This window comes from Brevundimonas subvibrioides (assembly GCF_027271155.1).
Lineage (GTDB): Bacteria > Pseudomonadota > Alphaproteobacteria > Caulobacterales > Caulobacteraceae > Brevundimonas > Brevundimonas subvibrioides_D.
On sequence record NZ_CP114542.1, the window covers coordinates 1,908,655 to 1,933,169 of the forward strand.

Sequence of the window (24,515 nt, forward strand, 5' to 3'; positions counted from 1 at the left end):
ACACCGAAACGCCCGCTAACACCGCCCCATGAACACCGGACCTCACGCCTCGGGCGGCTATATTCTCGAAGAGCTGTCGCCGGGCATGGTGGCGATCAAGGACGTCACGGTGACCGAGGACCGCATCCAGCAGTTCGCCGAGGCGTCAGACGACTTCAACCCGGTCCACATGGACGAGGCCTTTGCCAGCAAAACCGCCTACCGGGGCCGCATCGCCCACGGCCTGCTCAGCGCCTCGTTCGGCTCGGCCGTGGTCGGCACCATCCTGCCGGGGGCCGGCGCCATCTATCTCAGCCAGACCCTGGCGTTCCACAGGCCGGTCCGGATCGGCGACGTCGTCCGCGCCCGCATCACCGTCGCGGCCGTGGATCAGGAATCGGCCCGCGTGACCCTGCGCACCGAAGGCTATGTCGGCGAGGACTGCATCATGGAAGGCGAGGCCATCGTCCGCGTCCCCCGCCGTCGCCGACCCGCCAGGGCCTGACCGGCGCTCTCGTGCCGACCCGGATCATCAACGGCTGGCGCGACCTGCTCCCGGCGCAACGCGGGGTCGCCGCCGCGCTTGGCGCCTTCGACGGCGTGCACCGCGGCCATCAGGCCGTCATCGCCTCGGCCCGCGAGGCTTCGAAACGGCTGGACGCCCCCCTCGCCGTCGTCAGTTTCGAGCCGCACCCCCGCCGCTGGTTCCAGCCCGAGGCCGCGCCTTTCCGGCTCATGACGCCCGGCCAGATGGCCCGTGCGCTCGAACCGCTGGGGGTCGAACATCTGTATCTCTTGCCCTTCGACGCCGAGATGGCCGGCATGTCGGATACGGAATTCGCGCATCGGGTCCTCTTCGAAGGCCTCGGTCTTCGGCACGCCGCGATCGGTTTCGACTTCACCTACGGAAAGGGCCGCACCGGGTCGCCCGACGCCCTGGCCCGGGCCGGCGCCGACCTCGGGTTCAGCGTCTCGGTCACAGACCGTATCGACGACATCGGCGGGCTGAAACTGTCCTCCAGCGCCGTGCGCGAGGCCCTGCACGCCGGCGACATGGCGCGCGCCGCCGCCATCCTCGGCCGCCCGTTCGCCATCGAGGGCGAGGTCGTCCATGGCGACAAGCGCGGCCGCACCATCGGCGTCCCGACTGCCAACGTCCGCCTCGGCGACTATATGCGCCCGGCCTATGGCGTCTATGCCACCCGCACCCGCCTGCCGGACGGCCGCGTCATCGACGGGGTCGCCAACCTGGGCGTCCGGCCGATGTTCGAGATCGCAGAGCCCCTGCTGGAGGTCTGGCTGTTCGACTTCTCGGGAGACCTCTACGGCCAGACGGTAGACACCGAGCTGGTCGCCCTGCTCCGCGGTGAGATGAAGTTCGACGGGCTCGACGCCCTGAAGGCGCAGATCGACAGCGACGCAAGGATGGCCAAAATCGTCTTGAACGGAGGAGACAAAGCATGACGTTTGACCGGCCCGCCCTGCCTGCGATTTCGAGAATGATCCTGGCGGCCTTCCTCTGCACCTCCCTGTCCGGCTGCGTGACCGGCCTGGTGATGGCCGCCGCCTCCATGGACAGGGCTCAGCACGAGCGCGAGGCGCAAAGGCACAGCCAGCCCGCTCCGGGCGAGTAGGCCCGGGCGACAGCGCCGGAGGCAACAACGAGACCCAACGGCACTGATCGGGCCTCAGCCCGCCGCCTCGGCCACCTTCATCAGTTCGTCGTGCACCGAAGTCTCGCCGTCGATGATGTCATCGACCTTCCAGTTGATGCCTTCGCGCACCAGCTTCAGCCTGAGCGTCTTCGCCTCGCCCAGGTTGGTGAAGGCGACATTGGCTTCGGCCGCATTGGGCGCGGACTGGGCGACGGCGAGGGCGGTGACGGCGAAGTCTCCCTGATCCTGGCACGCGCACAACGGGTCATGGTCAAGCGTCGGCACCTCTCCGTTCGCCGCACGGAAATCGGCCCCGACCAGGGCGTTCAGCGTGCGCGAGAACAGGGGCTCCCGCCCCGGCTCGGGTGGTTCGCCCTTTGGCCCACCGGCGACGTACTGGGCATAGAGCGCCCGCACGAAGGGCTCCGGCCCTTCGCTCTGCGCGGCATAGACCGCCTCTCGGGTGCCGGTCGCCGGAACAGCATCGGACGTCGAGGCGTCGGCCGGTGTCGACGTCTCTTCCGGTGCCGAACAGGCCGCCAGGCCCAGAGCCAGTGCCGCAGCGGGAATCAGACGATGCATCACTGCCCCCTCGCGTCTTCAGCCAGCATCGCGGCCGTCGAAGCGGCGACACCCTGCTTCAACGGCGGCTCGCCGACCATCGAATGGCCCTCGCCATAGACGATATCGTCCACCTTCCAGGCCTTGCCTTCCCGCACCAGTTTCAGGGTCTCGTGGGTGATCTTCCCGTCATCGCCCATCGCGAAGGCCACGACGGCATCGGCGCTGTCGGCACCGGTCGAGGCGACGGCGAGTGACGTCACGCGCAGCCTGTCCCAGTCCTGGCAGTCGCAGATCGGATCGGCCTCCAGATAGCCGATGCCCCCGGCCTCCTCTCCATCGGCGTCCAGCAAGGCCTGGGTGCCGGCCGACCACGGGTCCTCGGGGCCTGTCGATCCGGGTGTGTCGCCATAGGCGGCGAACAGGGCCCGGACGAAGGCCTCGGCACCGGCCGTATCCGCGCCCTGACCCGACGCCGCGGCAGGGGCCGATGCCCCGGCGCTGGCGGGTTCGGCAACGCCCTGATCGCAGGCCGCCAGGGACAAGCCCAGGGCGGTCAGGGCCACCAGGGCCGATGATTGAACGCGCATGATCCACTCCTGTGGCGCGTTTCGCGCCGTTTCGCAGGGACGTTAGCCGAACGCGCCGCTTTTCCCAGCCCCCGCGCCCTGATAGGACGATGGCCCATGGACGCGCGCCGGATCATTCCGATCGAGATTAGCCGCCCGGCGTAGCGCCGACGGGGCCTGACCGCCCCCGCGCCCGCCGGGATTGCCAGCCGACCTCACCCGACGCCCCCATCAGATTGCCCGAGACCAGACGTATGGCCGACGACGCCCCCCCTACCGAATCCGCCCCCGAATCCTCCACCGGCCGCGACTATCGCGAGACCGTCTTCCTGCCCGAGACGCCCTTCCCGATGCGCGGCGGCCTGCCCCAGAAGGAACCGCTGATCCTGGAACAGTGGGGCGACCTCTATTCCACCCTGCGCACGCAGCGTCAGGCCGAAGGCGCACCCCTCTACGTCCTCCACGACGGCCCACCCTATGCCAATGGCGACATCCACATCGGCCACGCCCTGAACAAGACGCTGAAGGACTTCGTCGTCCGGTCTCGCTTCCTGCTGGGCTACGACGTCGACTTCGTGCCCGGCTGGGACTGCCACGGCCTGCCGATCGAGTGGAAGATCGAGGAACAGTACCGCGCGAAGGGCCGCCGCAAGGACGAGGTCTCCAAGGCCGAGTTCCGCGCCGCCTGCCGCGAATACGCCGCGGGCTGGATCGAGGTTCAGAAGGCCCAGTTCCTGCGCCTCGGCATCACCGGCGACTTCGCCAACCGCTACGCCACGATGGACTATGCGTCCGAGGCCGCCATCGTGAAGGAGTTCCACAAGTTCAAGAACTCCGGCCAGCTGTATCGCGGCTCCAAGCCGGTCATGTGGTCGCCGGTCGAGCGCACCGCCCTGGCCGACGCCGAGATCGAGTACCACGACCACGTCTCGCCCACGATCTGGGTCAAATTCCCGGTCATCGCCGCGACCGACGATCATCCCGACGACCTGCTGGCCTTCCGCCACCAGACCCCGGCCGTCGTCATCTGGACGACCACGCCCTGGACCATCCCGGCCAACCGCGCGATCAGCTTCGGCCCGGAGATCGCCTATGGCCTGTATGAGGTCCAGTCGATGGAGACCGGCCTCGAGTTCGAGCCCTGGGCGAAACAGGGCGACCGGCTGATCCTGGCCGACAAGCTGGCCGAGGACGTCTTCAGGGCCGCGAAGATCGCCACCTGGACCCGTCTGGACGACATCAACCCCTCCGGCCTGGTCTGTGCCCACCCTCTGGCGGAGCTGGATGACGGCTATCGCTTCAACGTGCCCCTGCTGGACGGCGACCACGTCACCGACGATGCGGGCACCGGCTTCGTCCACACCGCCCCCGGCCATGGCGCGGACGACTTCGAGGTCTGGAAGGCCCACGGCCATCATGAGGTGCCCGACACGGTCGACCCGGACGGCGCCTACTATCCGTCCGTCCCCCTGTTCGCAGGCCTCAAGGTGCTGGAGACCGAGGGCAAGAAGACCGGCAAGTTCGGCAGTGCCAACCCCGCCGTGATCGAAAAGCTGATCGAGGCCGGCACCCTCCTGGCTCGCGGTCGCCTCGAACACAGCTACCCGCACAGCTGGCGCTCCAAGGCCCCGGTGATCTTCCGCAACACCCCCCAGTGGTTCATCCGCATGGACAAGGCGCTGGACCATGCCGACGGCGCGACCCTGCGCGAGACGGCGCTCGCCGCCATCGACCAGACCGACTTCCACCCCGCCGCCGGCAAGAACCGCATCCGCAGCATGGTCGAGGGCCGCCCCGACTGGCTGATCAGCCGCCAGCGCGCCTGGGGCACGCCTCTGGCCATGTTCGTCGACAAACACACCGGCCAGCCCCTGCATGACCCCGAGGTCGATGCTCGCATCGTCGCCGCGATCGAGGAAGGCGGCGCTGACGCCTGGTACACCCGCCCCGACAGCGACTTCCTCGGCCTGCACGACCCGGCCAGTTACGAGAAGATCGAGGACATCCTCGACGTCTGGTTCGATTCAGGCTGCACCCACGCCTTTACGCTCGAGACTCGCGACCCGGCCCACGGCTACACCGGCGACCGCCCGTCGCACTGGCCCGCCAACCTGTATCTCGAAGGCTCGGACCAGCATCGCGGCTGGTTCCAGTCCAACCTGCTCGAGGGCTCCGGCACCCGCGGCCGCGCCCCCTATGACGCCGTCCTGACCCACGGCTTCACCCAGGACGAGAACGGGGAGAAGATGTCCAAGTCGCGGGGCAATACGACCGACCCCGCCGTCGTCATCAAGGAGAGCGGGGCCGACATCCTGCGCCTGTGGGTCGCCCTGGTGGACTATGCCGAGGACCAGCGGATCGGGAAGCAGATCCTCCAGACCACGGTCGACGCCTATCGCAAGCTGCGCAACACCGTCCGCTATCTGCTGGGCGCCCTGGCCGATTTCGACGAGGCCGAGCGCGTGCCTTACGCCGACATGCCGCCGCTGGAGCGGTTCATCCTGCACCGCCTGTGGGAGCTCGATCTGCAGGTCCGCGGGGCCTATGAGACCTACCGCTTCCAGGACGTGGTCCGCCCGGTGCTGGAGTTCTGCGCCGGCGACCTGTCGGCGCTCTATTTCGACATCCGCAAGGACAGCCTCTACTGCGACCGTCCCGACGCGATCCGTCGCCGCGCGGCGCGGACGGTGATGCAGGAGGTCTTCCTGCGCCTGACCGCCTGGCTCGCCCCCCTGACCCCCTTCACCATGGAAGAGGCCTGGACGACCCGCTATCCGGACGCGGGCACGAACTGCGCGCGGGTGATCCCGGAAACGCCGGCGGAATGGCGGAATCCGGACGAGGCGGCGCGGTGGGCGAAGGTGAACCGCGTGATTTCTGCGGTCAACGACGAGTTGGAACAACAGCGGCGCGACAAGATCATTGGTGGTGCACTCGACGCCTCGGTCGACGTAGACCTCGATCAGAAGAGCCTGTCCGCTTTTGAGGGTCTTGATGCTGCAGAGGTATTCCGCACGAGCATCGCGACGCTGAAACTCGGCTTTGAAGTCGACCTACCCGGTGCCGATTTTGTTGGCGTCAGAGTTTCCTTGGCGACCGACCCCAAATGCGCCCGCTCCTGGCGTCGCGTCCCCGACGTCGGCTCCGACCCTGCATACCCCGACCTCAGCGCCCGCGATGCCGATGCGGTGCGGTGGTGGGACGCCAGGCATGCGTGACGTTCACCCTCTCCCAGAGGGAGAGGGCTTGAGCGCCTGGGAGCGTAGCGATCAGACTTGCGCGAAAGGGTGAGGGGTTACGGTGCGAACCGGTGAGGGCTTAACCCCTCACCCTTTCGGCTGGCGCATCGCTGCGCTCTGCGAGCCTCAAGCCCTCTCCCTCCGGGAGAGGGATCACACCTGCCCGTATCGCATCCGGCTCAGGAACTCCGTCGCCCGCCTGACCGGCGCGTCCAGATCCATGCCCGCCTTCCACTTCTCGAAGGCCATCACGTTCTCGATCCGCGCCCGCACGAAGGCTTCCGCCCGCTCACGCCCCTCGAACCAGCGCATCGTCAGCGCCGGAATCAATATCCCCGACAGGATCGTCCGCTTCGAATAGTGGTTCCAGTCGGTCGCCGTATCGCCCGCCCAGCGCCACAGGTGGTCCGCGCTCTCCCAGGCCAGGCCCAGCCCAAGGTCGGCATGGGTCGGCAGGGCCAGGAAGCCGGCGCACTTTTTCGTCGCCTCCAGATCGGCCGCGCCCGCCTCCATCCGCGCCGAAACCGCAGCGAAGATCCTGTCGCGAATCTTCATCGCGCCGGGCTCGCCCAGCGCGTCCAGCGCCCGGGCGTCGTGCCTGCGCGACAGCAAGGCGGCCAGATCGCGCGGACCATTGGGCAGCAGCAGGTCCTGATCGCCCTGGGACAGGCCGTTTTCGGCGCAGGCCGCGCGGACCATACGGCCGCTCCAGCCGTGCGTCGGCGCCAGCCGGACGGCTGCGTCCAGCACGGCCTGTTCCATCCGGTCGCCCCAGTCACCCGGGGCCTCATTCGAGAGATGTGGCGTATCGGTCATGACCTCACTCTACTCTTGTCATCCCCGACGCGCGACAGCGCGATCGGGGACGCGACGATCTGGACAGGGTGGCAGGCTTGGTGTATCCGCACGCCTTCGCTCGCCGGGCTGTCGCCCGCGGGAACCGATTTTACTTGTCTGCCCGCCTCTCACAGGACGCGGCGGGCGGCCAAAGGAGAGTTCAACCTGGTACAGATTTTCGTTCGCGATAATAACGTCGATCAAGCCCTGAAAGCCCTCAAGAAGAAGATGCAGCGCGAAGGCAGCTTCCGGGAAATGAAGCGCCACGTGCACTACGAGAAGCCCTCGGAGAAGCGCGCCCGCCAGAAGGCCGAGGCCGTTCGCCGCGCCCGCAAACTGGCCCGCAAGCGCATGCAGCGCGAAGGCCTGCTGCCCCCTCCCAAGCCCCGCGTCCCGCGCCCGTAAGGGTTCGCGAAGACCGAGATTTCAAAGGCCGCTCGAAAGAGCGGCCTTTTTCGTTTCCTTCTCCCCTTGCGGGAGAAGGTGCCCCGAAGGGGCGGATGAGGGGTACGAAGACGCAGACGGAATGAGCCGAGCAGAGTTGCAACTGGCAAGACCGGAAGGCACCCCTCATCCGACCTCGCGGAGCCTGTCCTCCGGCCGATCGAAGATCGGACCGGGGGGCTCGGCCACCTTCTCCCGCAAGGGGAGAAGGAAACTGACCCTACCGCTCCCCGCCGCCGATGGCCGAGGCGAAGCTCTTCCAGCTCAGTTTGACGTCGGACAGGGCCCCCGCCCGGAACGCCCGCCCGGCCAGCCAGACCATCAGCAGCGCCACGGCGAACATGCCCGCCATGGTGCCGATCACCTCGATCAGCGGCGGCTCGGACGGCGCCCGTGCGCTCATCAGGAAGGGCGTGAAGAAGGGCACCCAGGACATGAAGCGGACGACGGGCGCATCGGGGTTCACCAGCGACATCTGGACGACCAGAATCGGGATCACCAGCACCATCATGATCGGCCCCATCAGGGTCTGGGCGTCGCGCGGCGTCTCGCAGAAGGCCCCGATGGCGGCGAACAGCACCGCGTACATCAGATATCCACCGACGATATAGGCCGCGAAATAGAACAGCAGCCCGTTGGCCATCAGCACCGATCCGACGTCGGCCGCCACGCCCGGGGCCGCCGTGATCAGGCCGAACGCGCCGATACCCCCCCAGACGACCATCACCGTCAGCGTCAGCAGCGCCACGCCCAGCACCTTGCCGGTCAGGATTTCGGTGGCGGAGGCCGAGGACAGCAGGACCTCCAGAATCTTGTTCGACTTCTCCTCCATCACGCTGTTCAGCAGGATCGAGGCCCCTGTGATGATCAGCGACCACAGGATGAAACACATGGCCAGGCCGATGACCCCGGGCAGCCGGTCGCGCAGGGACACCTCCCCTGCCCCCGCCGAGCGGGGTGAGAACACGCCGATCTCGGGTCTGAAGCTGTCGGTCTGATCGACCACCGCGGCGTCGATGCCGGCCGCCTCCAGCACCGCCTTGCGATTCGCATCCTTCAGGGCGTCGCGCACGAAATCCTCGACCGTGTCGTCCGATGCCCGGGCGGCCCAGACGCGGGCCCCCGGCCCATCGGCGCCGCGAGTCAGGAAGACCACGGCGTCCAGACGCTCGGGCTTTGGCGTCTCGTCGGTCAGATAGCGCCGCACGATGGCGTCGCGCGCCGCGCCCGGCGGGGCGCTCGCCAGATCGGATGGCACGGCCACGAACCTGAGTCGGGGCTGGCTGATCGACGCCAGGCCCCCCCTGGCCGCGCCCGGAGGCGCACCGGCCGAGGTCGCGGCCTTCTCGGCCGCTTCACGCGCACGTTCGCTGCGTCGCTCTGTGTCGTCGGCAAGCGCCTGACGCACCGCCTGTTCGAGACCCGAGGCGGCCTGCCCCTCCTCGATCAGCGCCACGGCCCGGACCGTCTCAGCGCCTCGCAGGAGAACAGGCAGAGCCCCGCCAAGCACCGCGAACAGCGGCAGGGCCAGAAGCGACAGCCAGAACCCGACCGTGCGGGCATAGGCCAGATATTCCCGGCGGGCGATCAGCAGAACGCGGCTCATCGAACGGTCTCCAGACTGGCGGCAGGTCGCGCGACGCTCTGATCCTGATCGGGATGATCGCCGGTCAGGTCGATGAAGGCGTCATGCAGCGTCGGCTCCTTCAACTCGAACCGACGGACGTCCAGACCCGTGACGAAGGCGGCTTTCAAGGCTTCCTGCCCATTGGCACCGGGGGCCAGGGCCGCCTTCAGCAGGCGCACGCCATCCCGTTCGGACGTCACCTCGACGCCCGTGACACCGGGCAGGCCGGCGACCGCCGCCTCGGCGATCTCGCCCTCGAGCTCCAGGAAACGACGCGAGGTCGCCCTCGCCTCGGCCACCGTGCCGTCGAACGCCTTTCGGCCCCGCGCAACCAGGACGACCTGATCGCACAGCCGCTCGGCGTGCTGCATGACATGGGTGGAGAACAGAACCGTCGCGCCATTGGCCGCCAGATCGCGGATCACCGCCTCCAGCCCCTGCTGGTTGACCGGATCCAGCCCGCTGAACGGTTCGTCCAGGATGACGAACTCCGGTCGGTGCACGACAGAGGCGATCAGCTGGACCTTCTGGGCCATACCCTTGGACAGCTCCTTCATCTTCTTGTTGCGCGACGCACCGAGCCCCTGGGCCTCCAGCATCTCCCTGGCGCGCTTGCGCCCCTCGGAATTCGGCAGCCCCTTGAGCGACCCGAAGAAGGCGATCGCATCGACGGGGGTCATCTTCTTGTAGAGGCCGCGCTCCTCCGGCAGGAAGCCGATCCGGTCGCGCACCTTGCGCCCGTCCGGCGCGCCAAGGATCGAGATGGATCCGCTCGTGGCCGACTGCAGGCCCAGGATCATGCGGAGGGTCGAGGTCTTGCCCGCGCCGTTGGGTCCCAGAAAGCCACAGATCGTGCCCTTCTGAACCTGAAAGCTCAGGTCGCGGACCGCCTGAAACTCGCCATAGCGCTTGCTGACGCCATCCAGAACCAAAGCCGCCATCTGCATCCCCGAGCCTGACCAGACCAAGGGGTAGCAAAGGCGCCTGCCACCTCAAACTGTATTCGACGTAACGATCAGGACGCAGAGGGACCGGGTGGCGGCATTTCCACGGCCACCTCGAACACCTGCCCCATCACACGGGCCGGATTGACCTGGGCCCCGGCCCTGCGGACCTCGAAATGCAGATGGGGCCCCGTGGAATAGCCCGTCGAGCCGACAAGGCCGATCCGCTCGCGCGCGCCGATCCGGTCGCCCGATGCGACGTCGATCCGGCTCAGGTGGCCGTAAAGGGTCGTCATGCCGTTGGGATGGCGCATCTCGATGAAGTTGCCGTAGCCCTCCGGATCATGGCCGATGCGAATGACCTCACCCTCGGCTGCGGCAAAGACCGTGGTGCCGGTCGGGGCCGCGATATCGATCCCCTTGTGCATTCGGGCACCCGGCTCCCCGCCCAGCCGCCGCATTCCGAAGCGGGAGTTGATGGCGAAGCCCGGCACCGGCTCGTCAAATGTCATCTCGCGCATCACCGGACCAGCGGGCGCGGCGACAGCCACCACAGGGACGGCCTCCGGGACCTCGACCTCCGTCAGGGACGGCGCGGCCGCCGGTGCCATGGCCATGGCCAGTACGGCAACGCCGATCAGCGCCACCGTCTGGCCGGAGTGGGTCAACAGGGATCGGACGGCGGTCTGCAGTCGGCGCATGAATTCGTCGGCTCGGGCGGCGCTTGTCAAAAGCGGTGGATCAGCGAGCGGTCAAAGCCCGGGGCGTACGACCAATGCTGGCGAGCCGTGGTTCTAAGGCTTCGTGAGGCGACTTTGGGGCACCGGCCGCGGCAGGACGCCGCACACCGAGCCTCGATCTAGCCCCGGCGATACAGGGCGCAGACGAGAGTGAAAAGTCTGCGCGCCGTCTCGTGATCGATGGCGATCTTGCCGTCGAGCCGCGCCTTCAGAAGCTCGGCCCCCTCGTTGTGCAGACCGCGCCGCCCCATGTCGACGGCCTCGATCTGGCTGGCCGACGAGCCGCGCAGGGCTTCGTAATAGCTGTCGCAGATCATCAGATAATCCTTCAGCACGCTCTTCAGCGGCGTCAGGGACAGGGCATAGGTGCGGGCGAAGTCGATGCCGGCGATGTCGAACACCAGCCGGTTGTCCTGAAGCGACAGCTTCAGCCCATAAGGTCCGGCATCGGCCCCCTCCGGCGCGAAGACGTTCTTTTCCACCAGATCGAAGATCGCCACCCGGCGCTCGTGTTCGATCTCGGCGGTCGCCGACGGCAGGGTCGCCTCGTCCAGATCGACGGAGGCCAGGCGCTGTTCGGTCATTCGGCGCTTCCGTCCAGATGGGTGGGCGTGACACTGGCCTGCCAGCGTTCGGACAGGTCGGCCACCACCGCGTCCAGGCATTCGACGTCGACCCTCAGATCGCCACCGCCGGCGAACATCAGGATGACCTTGCCACTGGGGGCCTCGCCCTCGATGAAATGGATGGCCAGCAACTCCAGCGGCGCGTCGGGCAGCCGTGGCAGGCCCCGGCTCTTCACCGCCTGGACATCGCCGAACTGCATGGCCGCCCGCACCCGGGTGCCGCCGCATTCCCAGCAGAACCGGCTGAGCTCGATCGTCAGACGTCGCGCGCCCTTTTCCCAGACGATGTCGGCGGGGCGCAGGATGGAGTCCTGAAGCGCAGCCGAAATGATGGCCAGGTCCTGATCGTCCTCGGCCAGCAGGCGCAGCGGCGCATTGTTCCCGCCGGCGGCCCGGATGGCCTCATCCTCCTCGGCCGTCAGGGGTTCAGTGGTCATCACCCGGTCCTTCGACGGGCGGGCCCTTCACCCGCCGGATGTCGGCCCCGCACGCCCCGAGCTTTTCCTCGAGCCGCTCGAAACCGCGATCCAGATGATAGACGCGTCCGATGCTGGTTTCACCCTCCGCGACCAGACCGGCGATGACCAGGCTGACCGAGGCCCGCAGGTCGGTCGCCATCACGGGCGCGCCCTTCAGCCGCTCGACCCCCGTCACATGGGCCTCGCCGGCATGAACCGAAATCTCGGCCCCCAGCCGCATCAGTTCCGGCGCATGCATGAACCGGTTCTCGAAGATGTTCTCGTGGATGACGCTGACCCCCTCGGCCGTCGTCATCAACGCCATGAACTGGGCCTGCAGATCGGTCGCGAAACCGGGATAGACCTCGGTCGCGACGTCCACGGCCTTCAGCCGGACGGCCGGATCCCGTTTGACGATGACGCCATCGTCGGTCGGCGTGATCTCGACCCCGGACTCGACCAGACGGTCGGTCAGGCTCTGGATCAGCCCGGCCCGCCCCTTGGTCAGACGCACCTCGCCCCCCGCCATGGCGGCGGCGCAGACATAGGACCCCATTTCGATCCGGTCGGGGATCACGGACCAGCTTCCGCCGTTCAGCGACGTCACGCCCTCGATCACCAGGGTGTCGGTATCGATGCCCTCGATCCTGGCGCCCATCATGACCAGGCAGCGGGCCAGATCGCCGATCTCGGGCTCGCGCGCGGCGCGTTTCAGGACGGTCGTCCCCTGCGCCAGGGTCGCGGCCATCAGCGTATGCTCGGTCGCGCCGACCGACACGAAGGGAAACTCGATCTCCGCCCCCCGGAGGCCGCCCGGTGCCACGGCCGACACATAGCCCTCTTCCAGATGGATGGAGGCCCCCAGACGGGTCAGGGCGTCGATGTGCAGATCGACCGGACGCGCCCCGATGGTGCAGCCGCCCGGCAACGAAACCCTGGCATGACCGGTCCGGGCCAGCAGCGGCCCCAGGACGTTGAAGCTGGCCCGCATCTGGCGCACCAGATCGTAGGGCGCGAAGGTCGACGTGATCTCGCGCGCACCGAACAGCGTTTCCTGCCCGTCGGCCCCGTCCCGCTCGGTGACTGAAATTCCGAATTGCTGCAGCAGACGGCCAAGAAATTTCGTGTCGGCCAGGCGCGGCATATTGGTCAGCAGCAGCGGCTGGTCGGTCAGGATCGACGCCGCCATCAGCTTGATGGCCGAGTTCTTGGCCCCGCTGACGGGAATCGAACCGTGGAGGGTGTTGCCCCCGTGAACCGTGATGCTGTCCATGTCGTCCTTGAGACCGCAAGGATCCAGCGTCCCGGCGAGCCGGCTATCTAGCCTGGCCCGGGCCTCTGACGAAAGAGCGGACGGTCGCTGTCGTGAAAAGTGTTCAGCTGTCCTTGCGGTCCGGGCGGGCCGTCTTCCGACGCCGCAGATTATCCCGCAAGGCCTTGGCCAGCCGGTTGGCCCGCTCGCTCCTGGCGACCTGCTCCGGCGTTCTGGCGGAGGGAGATGGAACGGAACCCGTAGCGTCAGGCGTCGTATCGGATGGCTTGGTCATCAAAACAGTCAGCACCGGGAAAACTTGCCGGGCAAGCGGAAAGAGGGCTTCCCCCCTGCCCATCCAGTGGCTATACGGCCGCTTCCTCAGATCAAGCCGCCGTAGCTCAGTGGTAGAGCGCATCCTTGGTAAGGCTGAGGTCGTGGGTTCGATTCCCCCCGGCGGCACCATCTGAACGATAAAGGCCCGGTCGACAGACCGGGCCTTTTTCATGGTTGCGCGGGGTCAGGGCGTGCGCCGGTCAGATTGCGGGTCTTGCCGTTCAGTGTCGCTTCCCGCCACCCTCACCCGCTCCTCGAAGACGGAGCCGTAAGGCGTCGGGCGAACCCCGTTGAAATCCATGGGCCGATAATCGCGGTACCCGAACCCGTCGTAGGCAAAACCGGGGTAGCCATATCCATAGCCTGGATAGCCATACCCGTAGCCGTAGCCACCGTAACCGTTCCGCGTCTGGGAGAAGCTCAGGTCCAGACGACCCTTCTCGCCGATGGGCAGGGACACGCCGACAGAGACTGCACTGAAATCACCGGTCCCGACCGCGCCGCTTACGAAGCCGTGCATCTTGCGGTCATCCGCAGGCTCTCGATCGGAGGCGAATGGCGCGTCCGGGGCTGGACGGGCCGCGATCCAGCGGTCGATCTGCTCGGCCGTGGTCAGGGACTGGATGGTCGGTGCGATCAGGGACGCATCCGGACGGGCGTCCGTCGTCGGTGCGACCGCACCCACCACCACCGAATCGGCCCCTTGCGGTGCCGTGGACACCACGCCATCCGGATCCGATGCGATCGCGAGACTGGTCAGAACGAGCAGGATCAGCATGCCATCAACTCCACCACGCGCCTCATCCTAACCCGGATTGCGGCGGAACGGTGAAGATCATGCGATCCCGTCGCCGCGCCCCAGCGGATCGGGCAAGGGGCGGCCCTCTTCCACGAACTGAAGGGCGACCGAATTGATGCAGTACCGCAGGCCTGTGGGGGGCGGTCCGTCGGGAAAGACGTGGCCCTGATGGCTGCCGCACCGGGCGCAGGTCGTCTCGGTCCGCGTCATGCCGTAAGACCGGTCCACGATCGCGGTGACATGTGCCTCGTCCACCGGTTGGGTGAAGCTGGGCCAGCCGGTACCGCTCTCGAACTTGGTCGTCGCCTTGAACAGCGGCAGGCCGCATTCGCGACAGCAAAAGACGCCGGGCCGTTTTTCACCCAGCAGGACGCCGCAGAACGGGGCCTCGGTGCCGTGGCTGAGGAGGACCCGCTTCTCCTCCGCGTTCAGATCAGCCTCCAGCGCCACGCGCTGGCTTTCGCTGGGCGGGGTCAGGTCAAAGCCGGCGGCGGAACGAAGGGCACGGGGGTCTGCGGTGTCTGTCATGGGTCGGAGATAGGCACGGCGGCATGGGCTTCCAACCCAAGTCCCGCTCCGGCATCGACGACCCCTCCCCCAGGTTCGCTGGACTCCGGGTGTGCAACGAAGTGCAATTAAACGTCTTTGAAATCAGGGTTTTGCACGCGATGGACTCGGTTTTTCGGAGTCCATCCGACGCGGATCGATCCCGCCCGTAGAAGATCAGAGAATTCCGATAACTTATTGATCTAATATAATTTTCTACCCATTCGGCGTGCGGCCACCCTCCCCGTGACAGGGAGGGTGGTTATCGCCTCAGCTTCCGAACAGGGTCGCGACCCAGGCCCGGACGGCCGCCTCGTCGGCCGGATTGCCGACATAGGCCAGGCCCTGCGCCGGAGTGAACGGCGTGTTGTTGGCGCGCTCGCGGCTGGTCCAGGCCTTGTGACCGTAGCTCAGATCGGAATAGTTGGACGGCAGGCGCGCGATGGTCGGCTCGATGAAGATGGTATCGGTCGCCGTCGTCGAGCCCGCGATGCGAACGTTCGGCAGCTTGGACAGCAGGTCCAGCGTGTCCAGGCACCCACCCGAGCAACCGGCATCGACCAGGACGACGACAGGGCCCTGAACCGGATTGGGTGCCCCCGTATCGGCCACGGCGGCCCGGCCCGGCAGGGTGAAGGTCTGTTGTCCCGCGGCGATCGCGGCATCGAAGGCCGCGACGATGGCCTGGGTCTGTTCGATCACCGGAGCGGCTTCCTGCACGAAGCGCGGATCCGCCTGCATGCGCCCCAGGGTATCGGCATACCATGTCCGGTTGCCCGGCGTGGCGCGATAGGTGATGGCCCCGGCCGCCGGCTGCCGGCTGACGGTGAACTCGGGCGTCCAGATGCGGTTGGCCAGGCCATAACCGCGCGCCGTCGACGTATAGGCCGACGCGCCGGACGCGGCACGCAGGTCCAGCACGAAGCCTTGCGGTCCCCGCAGGGCCGCGGCCTGTCCCTCGACCAGGACGTTGAAGGCATCCCACCCGGCGCTGTCGGCGAACGAATGCACATTGACCCACGGCCGCCCGTTGACGGTTTCGATGCTCAGCGGCGTCGCCGACGGCATGTAGACGGTCGCGCGGTAAGCCGCTTCCAGGTCTCCGGCCGCCAGCGGGACGGGACGAAGCTCGGTCGCGCGCGGACGACCGCGGTCGCCACGCTTGAACTCGCAGGTCGACGGGACGCCTGCGGCAAACGGATTGTTCCGGTTCCACAGCAGGTACGGCGCCGATGTGACGCGCCCGGCCTCGGTGTCCAGGTTGGCTTCCCACTTGTCGAGCTTGCCACGCGCATATTCCTCGATCGGCACGAGGTTGCAGCTGACGACGATGTCGCCCACCCGCGGCGCATTGCGGACGCCGGCCTTGACGTAGGTGACCTCATAGTGGCCGTTCCGCCATCCGGTCGTGATCCCCGGCCAGGAGATTCCGAAAAACGGCCCCAGGCTTTCGTAGGATGGCGTGATGGCGATGTTGGAATCCCGGAAGCCGGCCGCATAGTACCGCATCAGATAGGCGTGGCTGTCGCCGGAGTTCACCTGACCCAGACGGCCATTGGCATCCGCCAGGCCCGCGTCGATCCAGCCCCGGAAGCTGTCGCCCGCCGCGCCGGGAATGACGGCCGCCGGGTGGTTGTCGCGAAGGGCGTCGTGCGCTGCCTGCAGGTCGGTCCGGGCAAGGGCCCGGAAGTCCTGCGCAGACGCGGCACTCGCGCTCAAGGCAACGGCGGCCGCCGCAACGGCGGTCAGGAAACGGATCATGGGCGAACTCCAGGCCAGAAATCGTTGGTTCGGTCACGGGTTAAAGCCGATATGACTCGACCTTGCCAAGCCACTACGGCGAAGGCGTGACAGTTCGCGTCGCAGGCGACCGGCTGAAGGGGCACTAAAGACCTGCGATCGCCTCCAGCACCTCGTCCACGGCCTCTGCGGTCGTCGCCCAGGAGCATACGAAACGAACCGAGCCGTCGTCGAAGCGGTAACAGGCCCATCCCGCCGCATTGAGGGCCGCATGGGCCGTCGCAGGCATCCGCACGAACACGGCATTGGCCTCGACCGGATGCGCCAGAATGAAGGACGAGCGCGTCGCAATACCGGTGGCCAGCCGCTGGGCCATCAGATTGGCGTGGGCGGCACCGTCTTCCCACGCATGGCTCTCCAGCATCCCAAGGAAGGGCGCGGCCAGGAAGCGGCCTTTGGACGCCGTCTGCCCGGCCTGCTTCAGGCGGTTGTCCACCCGACGCGCCAGGGACCTGTCGAACATCACGATCGCCTCGGTGCACAGCCCTCCGGCCTTGGCCCCGCCGAACACCAGAACATCGACGCCCAGCCGCGCGATCCGGGTCAGGTCGAACCCGGCCGCCGCCGCATTGGCCAGCCGCGCACCGTCCAGATGGACCCCGTAACCGCGCTCCTTCACCGGTTCGATCAGGTGCCGCAGCTCTTCCTCGGTATAGACGGTGCCGTATTCGGTGGATTGGGTCAGGCTGAGCGCCGCCGGCGGCTGGCGATGTCCGACCTCGGGCTCGTCGAGCGCCGCCTCCAGCGCGCGCACGTCGATCTTGCCCGACAGGCCGGGCAGGCCGATCAGGCCGACGCCCTGCCCGAAGAATCCCGGCGCGCCTGTCTCGTCGGTGCAGACGTGGGCGGCATGGTGGGCCAGAACCGCCTCGTGCGGATAGGCCAGCATCGACAGGGCGATGGCATTGGCGGCCGTACCGGAAAAGACGAAGCGAATCTCGGCATCCGCATCCAGGCGGCGGCGGATCTGGTCGGCCGCGCGCGCCGTAATGTCGTCGGCCCCGTAGGCGCGGGCGTAGTCGGCGTTGGCCTCAATGAGGCCGCGCAGCGCGGCCGGTGCCATCCCTGCAGTGTTGTCGGAACCGAAATCGTAGCGCATCGTCGGTCAGGCCTCGTTCTGGTCGCCGTCGCGACCGCTGTCGAACCCGGCGCTGCGCGGATTCGAGCGCGCGCGCAAACCCGGCTGACCCTCGGCCGCCCCGGGCACCTGCGCACCGTTGTCGCCATAGGGCACCGCGACCTGGTGCGGGAATGGAATCTCGATGCCAGCGGCGTCCAGCGCCTCCTTCGCCGCCTGGAACACGTCCGCCCGCGTCTGCCAGTAGTCGTCGGACCGGGTCCAGGCCGTCAGCGTGACCTCGACCGAGCTGTCCAGCAGGTCCGTGACCCCGGCCCACGGCGCAGGATCGGCCAGGACCTTGTCCTGGGCTGCGGCGGCAGCCGTCAGAGCGTCCCTGGCCGTATTCAGATTGTCGCCGTAGCCGACGCTGATCTTCAGCTCCATGCGCCGGTTCTTCTGTCCGGACAGGTTCAGAATGAAGTCGCCGAAAACCTTTCCGTTCGGGGCCATGATCTTCACATTGTTGGCGTCGGCCAGCTGGGTGAAGAACAGGTCCAGCCGCTGCACCTTGCCGATGTGACCGCCGATGTTGACCAGGTCCCCCACGCGGTAGGGCCTCAGGATCAGCAGCATCACCCCCGCCGCCACATTCGACAGCGTGCCCTGCAACGCCAGACCGACCGCCAGCGATGCCGCGCCCAGCACCGCGATGATCGAGGTCGTCTGGACCCCCAGACGCTGGAGCACGGCGATGAAGCCGACCAGGAAGACGACGACGCGCACGACCTGCACGGCGAAGCTGAGCACCGTCGGATCGTGCCGGAAGCCCTTGACCCGGCCCAGCGCCTTGCGCGTCGCAGACGCCGCCCACCGCGCGGCGAAGACGGTCGCGGCGAAGATCGCCAGGGCGATGGCCAGATTGACCGCGAAGTCGCCCGCCATCTGGGTCATCCTGGCCATCATGGCCACGTCGAGCGTCGTCGCCTGCTGGCCCGCCACGATCAGGCCGTTCAAGGGGTTCCGGGTCGAAAGCATGCGGGCGGTCTAACGCCTTGGACAGGGATTGGAACCCGTCGGATCGCAAATCGACCTCTCGACGGGGACCGCGGGCGGCCTCAGACTGCTTGATTGCGGCGGAGTGCGTGCCTTTGAAGAAGTCCTCGCTCACCGTCGGTGTCGATGTGCCCTGGGTTACCAGCTGGACCGAAGAACCGATCCAGGGCGTCCGGCCTTGCGCGTCGGTCGGCGGGCGTCTGGCCCTGACGCAGCGCGAACACCCGGGTTACGGCCGCCCGGAGTATTCCAGAAACCACCTGCTGCGACAGCGCCTGACGGTCTCCCGGATGCTGTGCCCCATGTGCGGGGAGCCGACCGGTCCCGACGACCGCGTGACACAGGTCGCGCGCCGCATCCCGGCCGGTCGCCTGCGGGCCTCGGGCCGCGGTGCCGACCTGTCGCCGCGCATCGCCGACGCGCAGGTCCTGATCGATGCGGGGGCGATCGCGCCGCTGCATCGCCGCTGCTCGGACCTGTCGCTTCAGCATTGCCCGCACCTGCGCGCCGAACCGAACATCGACGTCCAGCCCTTCCCGGCCCGGTGGACCATCCTGCCCCTGCTGATCGAGGCGACCGCTCCGGCTCCTGCCGGAAACGCCCTGATGCGCAACATGACCGCACCCGCATCGGTGCCCGTCGTCACCTTTCTGCAGATTTGCGGCGTGTCCGAAGACGTTGACCGAGCCTGGCGCACGAAGCGCAAGGCCGGCTAGCCCGCTTTCGCCAGGCGCCCTCCACCACCCTCGATGGCGTCAAGCAAATCCATGACCTCCCCGATCGTCGCGGCCTCGCGCGCCGGCTTGTCCCAACGGATTCGCCCGATCCGGGGAAAGCGCATGGCGACGCCCGACTTGTGGCGGGGCGACCGGTTCAGACCCTCGAAAGCGATCTCCAGAACCAGCCCGAAATCCCGCTCGGCCCGCACCGAGCGCACAGGCCCGAAGCGGTCGATCGTGTGGTCGCGCACGAACTTGTCGAGCTGTTTCAGCTCCTCGTCGGTAAACCCGAAATAGGCCTTGCCGACGGGCGTCAGCGGACCCTCTGGCGTCCAGACCCCGAAGGTGAAGTCGGAATAGAAGCTGGAGCGTTTTCCGTGGCCGCGCTGGGCGTACATCAGGACGCAGTCGATCGCGTGCGGATCGCGCTTCCACTTGAACCACGGGCCTTTGGGGCGCCCCGCGACATAGGGGCTGTCCCAACGCTTCAGCATCAGACCTTCGGCCGCCGCCCCGACCGGCGGGTCGGCGCGCAATATGCCCAGGGCCTCCCAGCTGTCGTAATCGACGACGGGCGACAGATGCAGCCGGTCGCCGGCGTGCGCCGCCACCATGGCTTCCAGCAGCGCGCGTCGCTCTCGCAAGGAACGCGACCGCAGGTCCTCGCCATCCAGCGCCAGGGCGTCATAGGCCACGATGGCCGCAGGATAGGCGGCCATGGTTCTGGCATCGACCGTCTTCCGGTTCAGCCGCTGCTGCAGGTCCCCGAACGGCGCGACCTGTCCGTCGCGCCAGACGAGCAGCTCGCCGTCGATCGCCCCTTCAAAACTCAGACCCGCCGTGACGTCGCCGAAACTCCCTGAAATCTCGTCGCCGGTCCGGGAGTACAGCTTCATCACCCCCTGCTCGCGAACGGCCTGGACACGGATGCCATCCCATTTCCATTCGGCGGCGTAGTCGGAAGGGGAAAGCCTCGCAAAATCGACAGCCTCATCAATCGCGACCGCCAGCATGACCGGGCGAAACCGGCCGGGCGCGTCCGGACTCGGTCGCTCCGCCCTCCCCTCCAGCCAGGCAAACAAGTCCGCGTAGGGCGGCTCCAGCCCGTGCCACACCTCCTCGATCTCGGACACGTCGACGGCCTCCAGCGCGACGACCGCCTCGTCGCCTGCAGGATCCGGAGCGGCGGACACCACAGCCGGCCGCACCATGGCGGTTGCCGTCTTCGCCAGTCGTGCCGACAGCCCGACCCGCAATGCGCCCGTCACCAGCTTCAGCAGCGCCCATCGTCCCTTGGGGGCCAGGGCGTCCAGCCACCCCTCGATCAGGCCTTGAACCTCGCCGCGCTTGGCACAGGACAGGGCATCCACGATCTCACCCAGTTCGGGCTCGCGGTTGTGGCGGTGTTCAGGGTTGCCGGGCCAGATCAGGGCCACCGTTTCGGCCAGGTCGCCGACATAGTCGTAGGACCAGCGGAACAGCACCGGATCGACCCGTGCCTCGACCGCACGGCGGATCATGGCCGGCTTGGCCGCGTCGAAACTGAGCTCTCCGGTCAGGGCTGCGAGCGCCCAGCCCCTGTCGGGATCGGGCGTGACGCGCAGATAGTCCCGCAGGAGCACCAGCTTGGCATTCCGCGATCCCGTCAGCGACAGGCGATCCAGCAGTTCGGCGAAGGCGCGCATGAAGCCTCATCTAGCCACAGGCCACTCCAAACGCGAAAACGCCCCGGAAGTCTCCCCCCCGGGGCTCAGAACGCTCGCTCGGCCTCGCCGCATCGCCCCGGGGCTCATGCCCTGCGCCGAATCTGCGGGGCCCGTCTGGTCCAGGTCAGGCGGCGGCGGACTGAAGGCTTTCGGCCCCGCCCTTTATGGCGGTCCGACCGCCCCTGACCTTCTGCATCAGCTGGGCCAGGGCCGCGAAATCGATCGGCTTGTTCAGATAGGCGTCGGCGCCAGCGTCCAGCCCCGCCTCGTGGTCCTCATGCCGGGCCGAGGCAGACAGCACGGCGATGGGTGTGTCCGCATTCACGCCGGCGGACCGGATCAGGCGGGTCGCGCTCAGGCCGTCCATGACCGGCATATTCACATCCATGATGATCAGATCGAAAACCTGGCTCGTCGCCGCGTTCACGGCAATCTGGCCGTCTTCCGCCGACACTGTCGTGTGTCCCGCCGACCCGAGCCACGCCTCCAGGATCATGCGGTTGACCGGGTGATCCTCGACCACGAGGACCGACAGACTGTCACCCTCGCCCACCTCGGCGTGGATGGCCTCGGCCTCCTGCATGGGTTGCCATTCCACGACGTCGGCCTCGACCGACAGGACGAAGGTCGAACCCTGCCCAACGGTCGATTCGACGCGGATGTCCCCGCCCATGATGTTGGCCATCCGTCGGGCGATCGTCAGGCCAAGCCCGGTTCCCCCGAAACGGCGCGTCGAGGACGCATCCACCTGGGTGAAGGGCTGGAACAGACGCTGCAGGTCCTCGGGCGCGATCCCGGAGCCGCTGTCGGTGACGGAGAAGTCGAAGGCGACGCGTCTGTCGGCGACCCTGCGGGCCAGGACGTGATAGTGGATCGTGCCCGCTTCGGTGAACTTCACGGCGTTCGACAGGAGGTTCTGGATCACCTGACAGACCCGCAGCGGATCGCCCTTCACGACCGACGGCACCTCGCCATCAAAGGTGGAGACGAACTGCAGGCCCTTCGCTTCGGCCTGGGCTTCGAACGGCCCGATCACGCGGCGGTGCAGGTCCTCGATCGACACGTCGATCACCTCGAAGGTCATCTTTCCGGCCTCGATCTTGGTCATGTCGAGGATGTCGTTCAGCAGGTGAAGCAGGTTGTCGCCGGAGTTGCGGATGATCGACAGGTACTCGCGCTGCGTCGACTCCAGCCGGGTCGACTGCAGTAGCTGTGCCGCCCCGAGCACGCCGTTCATCGGCGTACGCAACTCATGCGAAATGACGCCGAGGAAGTTGGACTTGGCCTGGTTGGCAGCATCGGCCTTGTCGCGCGCGCCCTGAAGCTCTTCGATCAGATGGGCCTGATGTTCCTGGAACGCCTTGATCCGCTCCTCGCGCAGCATCGTCATGGTGACCAGCACGAACAGGCCCGCGGCCGTGAACGGCATGATGCTGAGGAACGGGACAAACTCCGGCCTGCCCCAGAGACTGCAAAGAATGATCACCGCGACCACGGAATAGGGCGACGAGATCACGATGGCCTGCTTGGGTGAACTCCGCAGTTGCGAGAACACCAGCACATAGCCGCTGATCAACAGGGCGACGGCAAGGGCTTGACCGAAGCTTGCGTCCGAGAACCAGGCCATCAGGGGTGCGGAGGCCCAGGCGGCCGTGGTCACGGTCGCGACAGCCGGGAAGATCAGACCCCATCCCGCATCGACCCGGCCCGCCATGCGGCGCTCGAAGACACCGCGGACAGAACCGGCCGCCACTGTCGCGGCAAACCACAGGACAGCCGGGACCGGGCCGACAGTGCCACACAGGCCGACCGCCCAGCTCGCGATGATGAGATAGCGCAGATACTGGGTCTGCAGGATCGCTGTCAGCGCCTGGGCGGCTTCACCGGTGCCGCTCCGTGCGCCTTCGAGGCTTTTGCCGATATCCTCGGAGCCAACCATGCGTTTCCCGATATCCCGTGAACAGTCCCTGAGATAACGCTATGCCGAACCTTCTAAGATGAGGTGAATGCAGGCTTATCGTTCAACCTCCGGCTTCATCGGGCGCAAGGGCGCGGATCGAAAGCGCGTGCACAGGACCGGCCATTTCTTCGGCCAGCAGGGCATTGACCGCACGCTGGCGTTGCACCCGGCCTTGCCCGGCAAAGGCGCTCGAGACGACGGTCAGATTGAAATGGCTTTCCCCGCCGGGCCTCGCGTCCAGACCCCCCTCATGATGATGGCCGGCGTGTCGCGCGCTGTCGTCCTCGATCTCAAGGCGTGTCGGTGCGAGCGCGTCCGTCAGTTTTCTGCGGATAATCGTCGCGATCGGGCCTTCAGACATATTCGCTTCCTTGATGGTGACCAATTCGACCCTACACTGTGACCGATGCCAGCGTCATTCGACTACAAGCCCCGCTTCAAGGACATGCGGATCAAACCGCCCAAGGCCGGAGAGGCCGAGGCGGAAGCCGATGTCCTACGTCTGAAGCCCGGCGAAAAGCCCTGCAACTGGCCTGACTGCACCAAGGCCGCGACGGCCCGCGCCCCGAAATCGCGCGAGCGGCTGAACGACTTCTACGATTTCTGCCAGCCGCACGCGGGCGAGTACAACAAGAGCTGGAACTTCTACGCCGGCATGAACGAGGCCCAGATCCGCGCGGCCAAGGAAAACGAGGCCATGACGGGCGGGCGCCCGACCTGGGAGATGAAGGCTGGCAAGAACTCCAGAGAAGCCGCAGCCTTCGCCGCCAAGATGGGCACGGCCAACACGACGGGCGCGGGCTCCTGGCGCGACAGCTATGGTCTGTTCGGCAGGAAGGGCGATCAGGCGGCCCAGCACCCGACCGAGGACCGCCGGGTCGGCAAGATCGAACGCGGGGCCTTCGCCGACCTCGACCTGGAACCCGGGGCGTCGAAGGAGAAGATCAAGGCCGCCTATCACGACCTGCTGAAGCGTTGCCACCCGGACCACAATCAGGGCGACCGCGGGGCCGAGGCCAAGCTGGTCCGCGTCATCAAGGCCTACAAGATCCTCAAGAAGGCCGGCATCGCCTAGCGTACCTCGCACGAACGCCTATCTGCACAGCTCCCCCTGTCGAAACGGAGCCTTCTGATGGACGTCCTCTACAAAGCCCACGCCACCGCTTCCGGCGGTGGCCGCGATGGTCGCTCGCACACCGACGATGGCAAGATCGACGTCGCCCTGTCCGTGCCAAAAGCCATGGGTGGCGACGACGGCCCCGGCACCAACCCCGAGCAGCTGTTCGCGACCGGCTATGCCGCCTGCTACCTCGGTGCCCTTCGTCTGGTCGCCGGCAAGGCCGGTACGCCGGTCGGTCCGGACACCAGGGTCCATTCGGGCATCGGCTTCGGCAAGAACGACCACGGCGAGGGCTTCAACATCTCCGTCGATCTGAAGGTCACCGACCACGGCCTCGACAAGGCGGTCATCGATGACCTGATCCAGAAGGCGCATCAGGTCTGCCCCTATTCCAATGCCACCCGCGGCAACGTCGACGTCGCCCTCAGCGCGGAATAACCGCATCAAGGTGGCCGCGCGCGTGTTGAGCCGCGCGCGCGGCCCCT

Annotated in this window: 25 protein-coding genes and 1 tRNA gene; 9 read left to right on the top strand and 17 right to left on the bottom strand. The window is 67.3% G+C overall.

Annotated elements, in window-relative coordinates; translation table 11 throughout:
- The first annotated feature begins 28 nt into the window (after positions 1-28).
- The 3 genes from O3139_RS09675 to O3139_RS09685 are packed head-to-tail and all read left to right on the top strand — an operon-like array spanning position 29 to position 1,613.
- The gene (locus O3139_RS09675; protein WP_269513870.1) at positions 29-484 is read left to right on the top strand and encodes a MaoC family dehydratase; all 456 of its coding nucleotides are present in this window, start codon (positions 29-31) and stop codon (positions 482-484) included.
- An 11-nt stretch (positions 485-495) separates the two neighbouring features.
- Complete coding sequence (locus O3139_RS09680; protein ID WP_269513871.1) at positions 496-1,443, top strand: bifunctional riboflavin kinase/FAD synthetase; 948 nt, start codon at positions 496-498, stop codon at positions 1,441-1,443.
- Complete coding sequence (locus tag O3139_RS09685) at positions 1,440-1,613, top strand: hypothetical protein (RefSeq protein WP_269513872.1); 174 nt, start codon at positions 1,440-1,442, stop codon at positions 1,611-1,613. The genes O3139_RS09680 and O3139_RS09685 overlap by 4 nt, the downstream gene beginning before the upstream one ends.
- A 54-nt stretch (positions 1,614-1,667) precedes the next feature.
- On the opposite strand, the gene O3139_RS09690 is transcribed toward O3139_RS09685, so the two are convergent.
- Complete coding sequence (locus O3139_RS09690; protein ID WP_269513873.1) at positions 1,668-2,216, bottom strand: DUF3828 domain-containing protein; 549 nt, start codon at positions 2,214-2,216, stop codon at positions 1,668-1,670.
- The gene (locus O3139_RS09695) at positions 2,216-2,785 is read right to left on the bottom strand and encodes a DUF3828 domain-containing protein (protein ID WP_269513874.1); all 570 of its coding nucleotides are present in this window, start codon (positions 2,783-2,785) and stop codon (positions 2,216-2,218) included. Before O3139_RS09695 ends, O3139_RS09690 begins: the two co-directional genes overlap by 1 nt.
- Before the next feature lie 233 nt (positions 2,786-3,018).
- On the opposite strand from O3139_RS09695, the gene ileS reads away from it, so the two are divergent.
- Entirely contained in the window at positions 3,019-5,982 is a 2,964-nt protein-coding gene (gene ileS, locus O3139_RS09700) for an isoleucine--tRNA ligase (protein ID WP_269513875.1), read from the top strand.
- Between the two features lie 174 nt (positions 5,983-6,156).
- On the opposite strand, the gene O3139_RS09705 is transcribed toward ileS, so the two are convergent.
- Positions 6,157-6,819: a COQ9 family protein gene (locus tag O3139_RS09705; protein WP_269513876.1), complete on the bottom strand. Its 663-nt coding sequence runs from the start codon at positions 6,817-6,819 to the stop codon at positions 6,157-6,159.
- 186 nt (positions 6,820-7,005) lie between these two features.
- Between O3139_RS09705 and rpsU the strand changes: the two genes are divergently transcribed.
- Entirely contained in the window at positions 7,006-7,245 is a 240-nt protein-coding gene (rpsU, locus tag O3139_RS09710; protein WP_156796303.1) for a 30S ribosomal protein S21, read from the top strand.
- Positions 7,246-7,504: 259 nt separating this feature from the next.
- On the opposite strand, the gene O3139_RS09715 is transcribed toward rpsU, so the two are convergent.
- From O3139_RS09715 to murA, 6 genes are all read right to left on the bottom strand, one after another.
- On the bottom strand, positions 7,505-8,890 hold the full coding sequence (locus O3139_RS09715) for an ABC transporter permease (RefSeq protein WP_269513877.1): 1,386 nt from the start codon (positions 8,888-8,890) through the stop codon (positions 7,505-7,507).
- Positions 8,887-9,852: an ABC transporter ATP-binding protein gene (locus O3139_RS09720; RefSeq protein WP_269513878.1), complete on the bottom strand. Its 966-nt coding sequence runs from the start codon at positions 9,850-9,852 to the stop codon at positions 8,887-8,889. Before O3139_RS09720 ends, O3139_RS09715 begins: the two co-directional genes overlap by 4 nt.
- A gap of 74 nt (positions 9,853-9,926) precedes the next feature.
- Positions 9,927-10,556, bottom strand: coding sequence for a M23 family metallopeptidase (locus O3139_RS09725; protein ID WP_269513879.1), 630 nt, complete (start codon positions 10,554-10,556; stop codon positions 9,927-9,929).
- Positions 10,557-10,714: 158 nt separating this feature from the next.
- Positions 10,715-11,179: a UPF0262 family protein gene (locus O3139_RS09730; RefSeq protein WP_269513880.1), complete on the bottom strand. Its 465-nt coding sequence runs from the start codon at positions 11,177-11,179 to the stop codon at positions 10,715-10,717.
- Entirely contained in the window at positions 11,176-11,658 is a 483-nt protein-coding gene (locus O3139_RS09735; protein ID WP_269513881.1) for a DUF2948 family protein, read from the bottom strand. The genes O3139_RS09730 and O3139_RS09735 overlap by 4 nt, the downstream gene beginning before the upstream one ends.
- Positions 11,648-12,952, bottom strand: a complete 1,305-nt coding sequence (murA, locus tag O3139_RS09740) for a UDP-N-acetylglucosamine 1-carboxyvinyltransferase (RefSeq protein WP_269513882.1) — start codon at positions 12,950-12,952, stop codon at positions 11,648-11,650. The genes O3139_RS09735 and murA overlap by 11 nt, the downstream gene beginning before the upstream one ends.
- Positions 12,953-13,321: 369 nt before the next feature.
- Between murA and O3139_RS09745 the strand changes: the two genes are divergently transcribed.
- A tRNA-Thr gene (locus tag O3139_RS09745) sits at positions 13,322-13,396 on the top strand.
- A 55-nt stretch (positions 13,397-13,451) separates the two neighbouring features.
- Here O3139_RS09745 and O3139_RS09750 read toward each other — a convergent pair.
- The 5 genes from O3139_RS09750 to O3139_RS09770 form a co-directional block, all read right to left on the bottom strand.
- On the bottom strand, positions 13,452-14,045 hold the full coding sequence (locus O3139_RS09750; protein ID WP_269513883.1) for a hypothetical protein: 594 nt from the start codon (positions 14,043-14,045) through the stop codon (positions 13,452-13,454).
- Between the two features lie 57 nt (positions 14,046-14,102).
- Positions 14,103-14,594, bottom strand: a complete 492-nt coding sequence (gene msrB, locus O3139_RS09755; protein ID WP_269513884.1) for a peptide-methionine (R)-S-oxide reductase MsrB — start codon at positions 14,592-14,594, stop codon at positions 14,103-14,105.
- 288 nt (positions 14,595-14,882) lie between these two features.
- Positions 14,883-16,373, bottom strand: coding sequence for a hypothetical protein (locus O3139_RS09760; protein WP_269513885.1), 1,491 nt, complete (start codon positions 16,371-16,373; stop codon positions 14,883-14,885).
- Between the two features lie 124 nt (positions 16,374-16,497).
- On the bottom strand, positions 16,498-17,511 hold the full coding sequence (locus O3139_RS09765) for a threonine aldolase family protein (RefSeq protein WP_269513886.1): 1,014 nt from the start codon (positions 17,509-17,511) through the stop codon (positions 16,498-16,500).
- A 6-nt stretch (positions 17,512-17,517) separates the two neighbouring features.
- Positions 17,518-18,507 (bottom strand): mechanosensitive ion channel family protein, encoded by a 990-nt coding sequence (locus O3139_RS09770; RefSeq protein WP_269513887.1) that lies wholly within the window; start codon positions 18,505-18,507, stop codon positions 17,518-17,520.
- Positions 18,508-18,614: 107 nt separating this feature from the next.
- On the opposite strand from O3139_RS09770, the gene O3139_RS09775 reads away from it, so the two are divergent.
- Positions 18,615-19,241, top strand: a complete 627-nt coding sequence (locus tag O3139_RS09775; RefSeq protein WP_269513888.1) for a hypothetical protein — start codon at positions 18,615-18,617, stop codon at positions 19,239-19,241.
- Here the strand turns inward: O3139_RS09775 and O3139_RS09780 are convergent.
- From O3139_RS09780 to O3139_RS09790, 3 genes are all read right to left on the bottom strand, one after another.
- The gene (locus tag O3139_RS09780; RefSeq protein WP_269513889.1) at positions 19,238-20,929 is read right to left on the bottom strand and encodes a cisplatin damage response ATP-dependent DNA ligase; all 1,692 of its coding nucleotides are present in this window, start codon (positions 20,927-20,929) and stop codon (positions 19,238-19,240) included. The two genes, O3139_RS09775 and O3139_RS09780, sit on opposite strands and share 4 nt — an antisense overlap.
- A gap of 145 nt (positions 20,930-21,074) precedes the next feature.
- Positions 21,075-22,889 carry an ATP-binding protein gene (locus O3139_RS09785; RefSeq protein ID WP_269513890.1) on the bottom strand — a complete coding sequence of 605 codons (1,815 nt, stop codon included), beginning with the start codon at positions 22,887-22,889 and terminating at the stop codon, positions 21,075-21,077.
- A gap of 82 nt (positions 22,890-22,971) precedes the next feature.
- On the bottom strand, positions 22,972-23,271 hold the full coding sequence (locus tag O3139_RS09790; RefSeq protein WP_269516463.1) for a BolA family protein: 300 nt from the start codon (positions 23,269-23,271) through the stop codon (positions 22,972-22,974).
- Between the two features lie 45 nt (positions 23,272-23,316).
- Between O3139_RS09790 and O3139_RS09795 the strand changes: the two genes are divergently transcribed.
- Both O3139_RS09795 and O3139_RS09800 read left to right on the top strand, forming a co-directional pair.
- Positions 23,317-23,985, top strand: coding sequence for a J domain-containing protein (locus O3139_RS09795; RefSeq protein WP_269513891.1), 669 nt, complete (start codon positions 23,317-23,319; stop codon positions 23,983-23,985).
- Positions 23,986-24,042: 57 nt separating this feature from the next.
- Complete coding sequence (locus tag O3139_RS09800; RefSeq protein ID WP_269513892.1) at positions 24,043-24,468, top strand: organic hydroperoxide resistance protein; 426 nt, start codon at positions 24,043-24,045, stop codon at positions 24,466-24,468.
- The last annotated feature ends 47 nt before the right edge of the window (positions 24,469-24,515 follow it).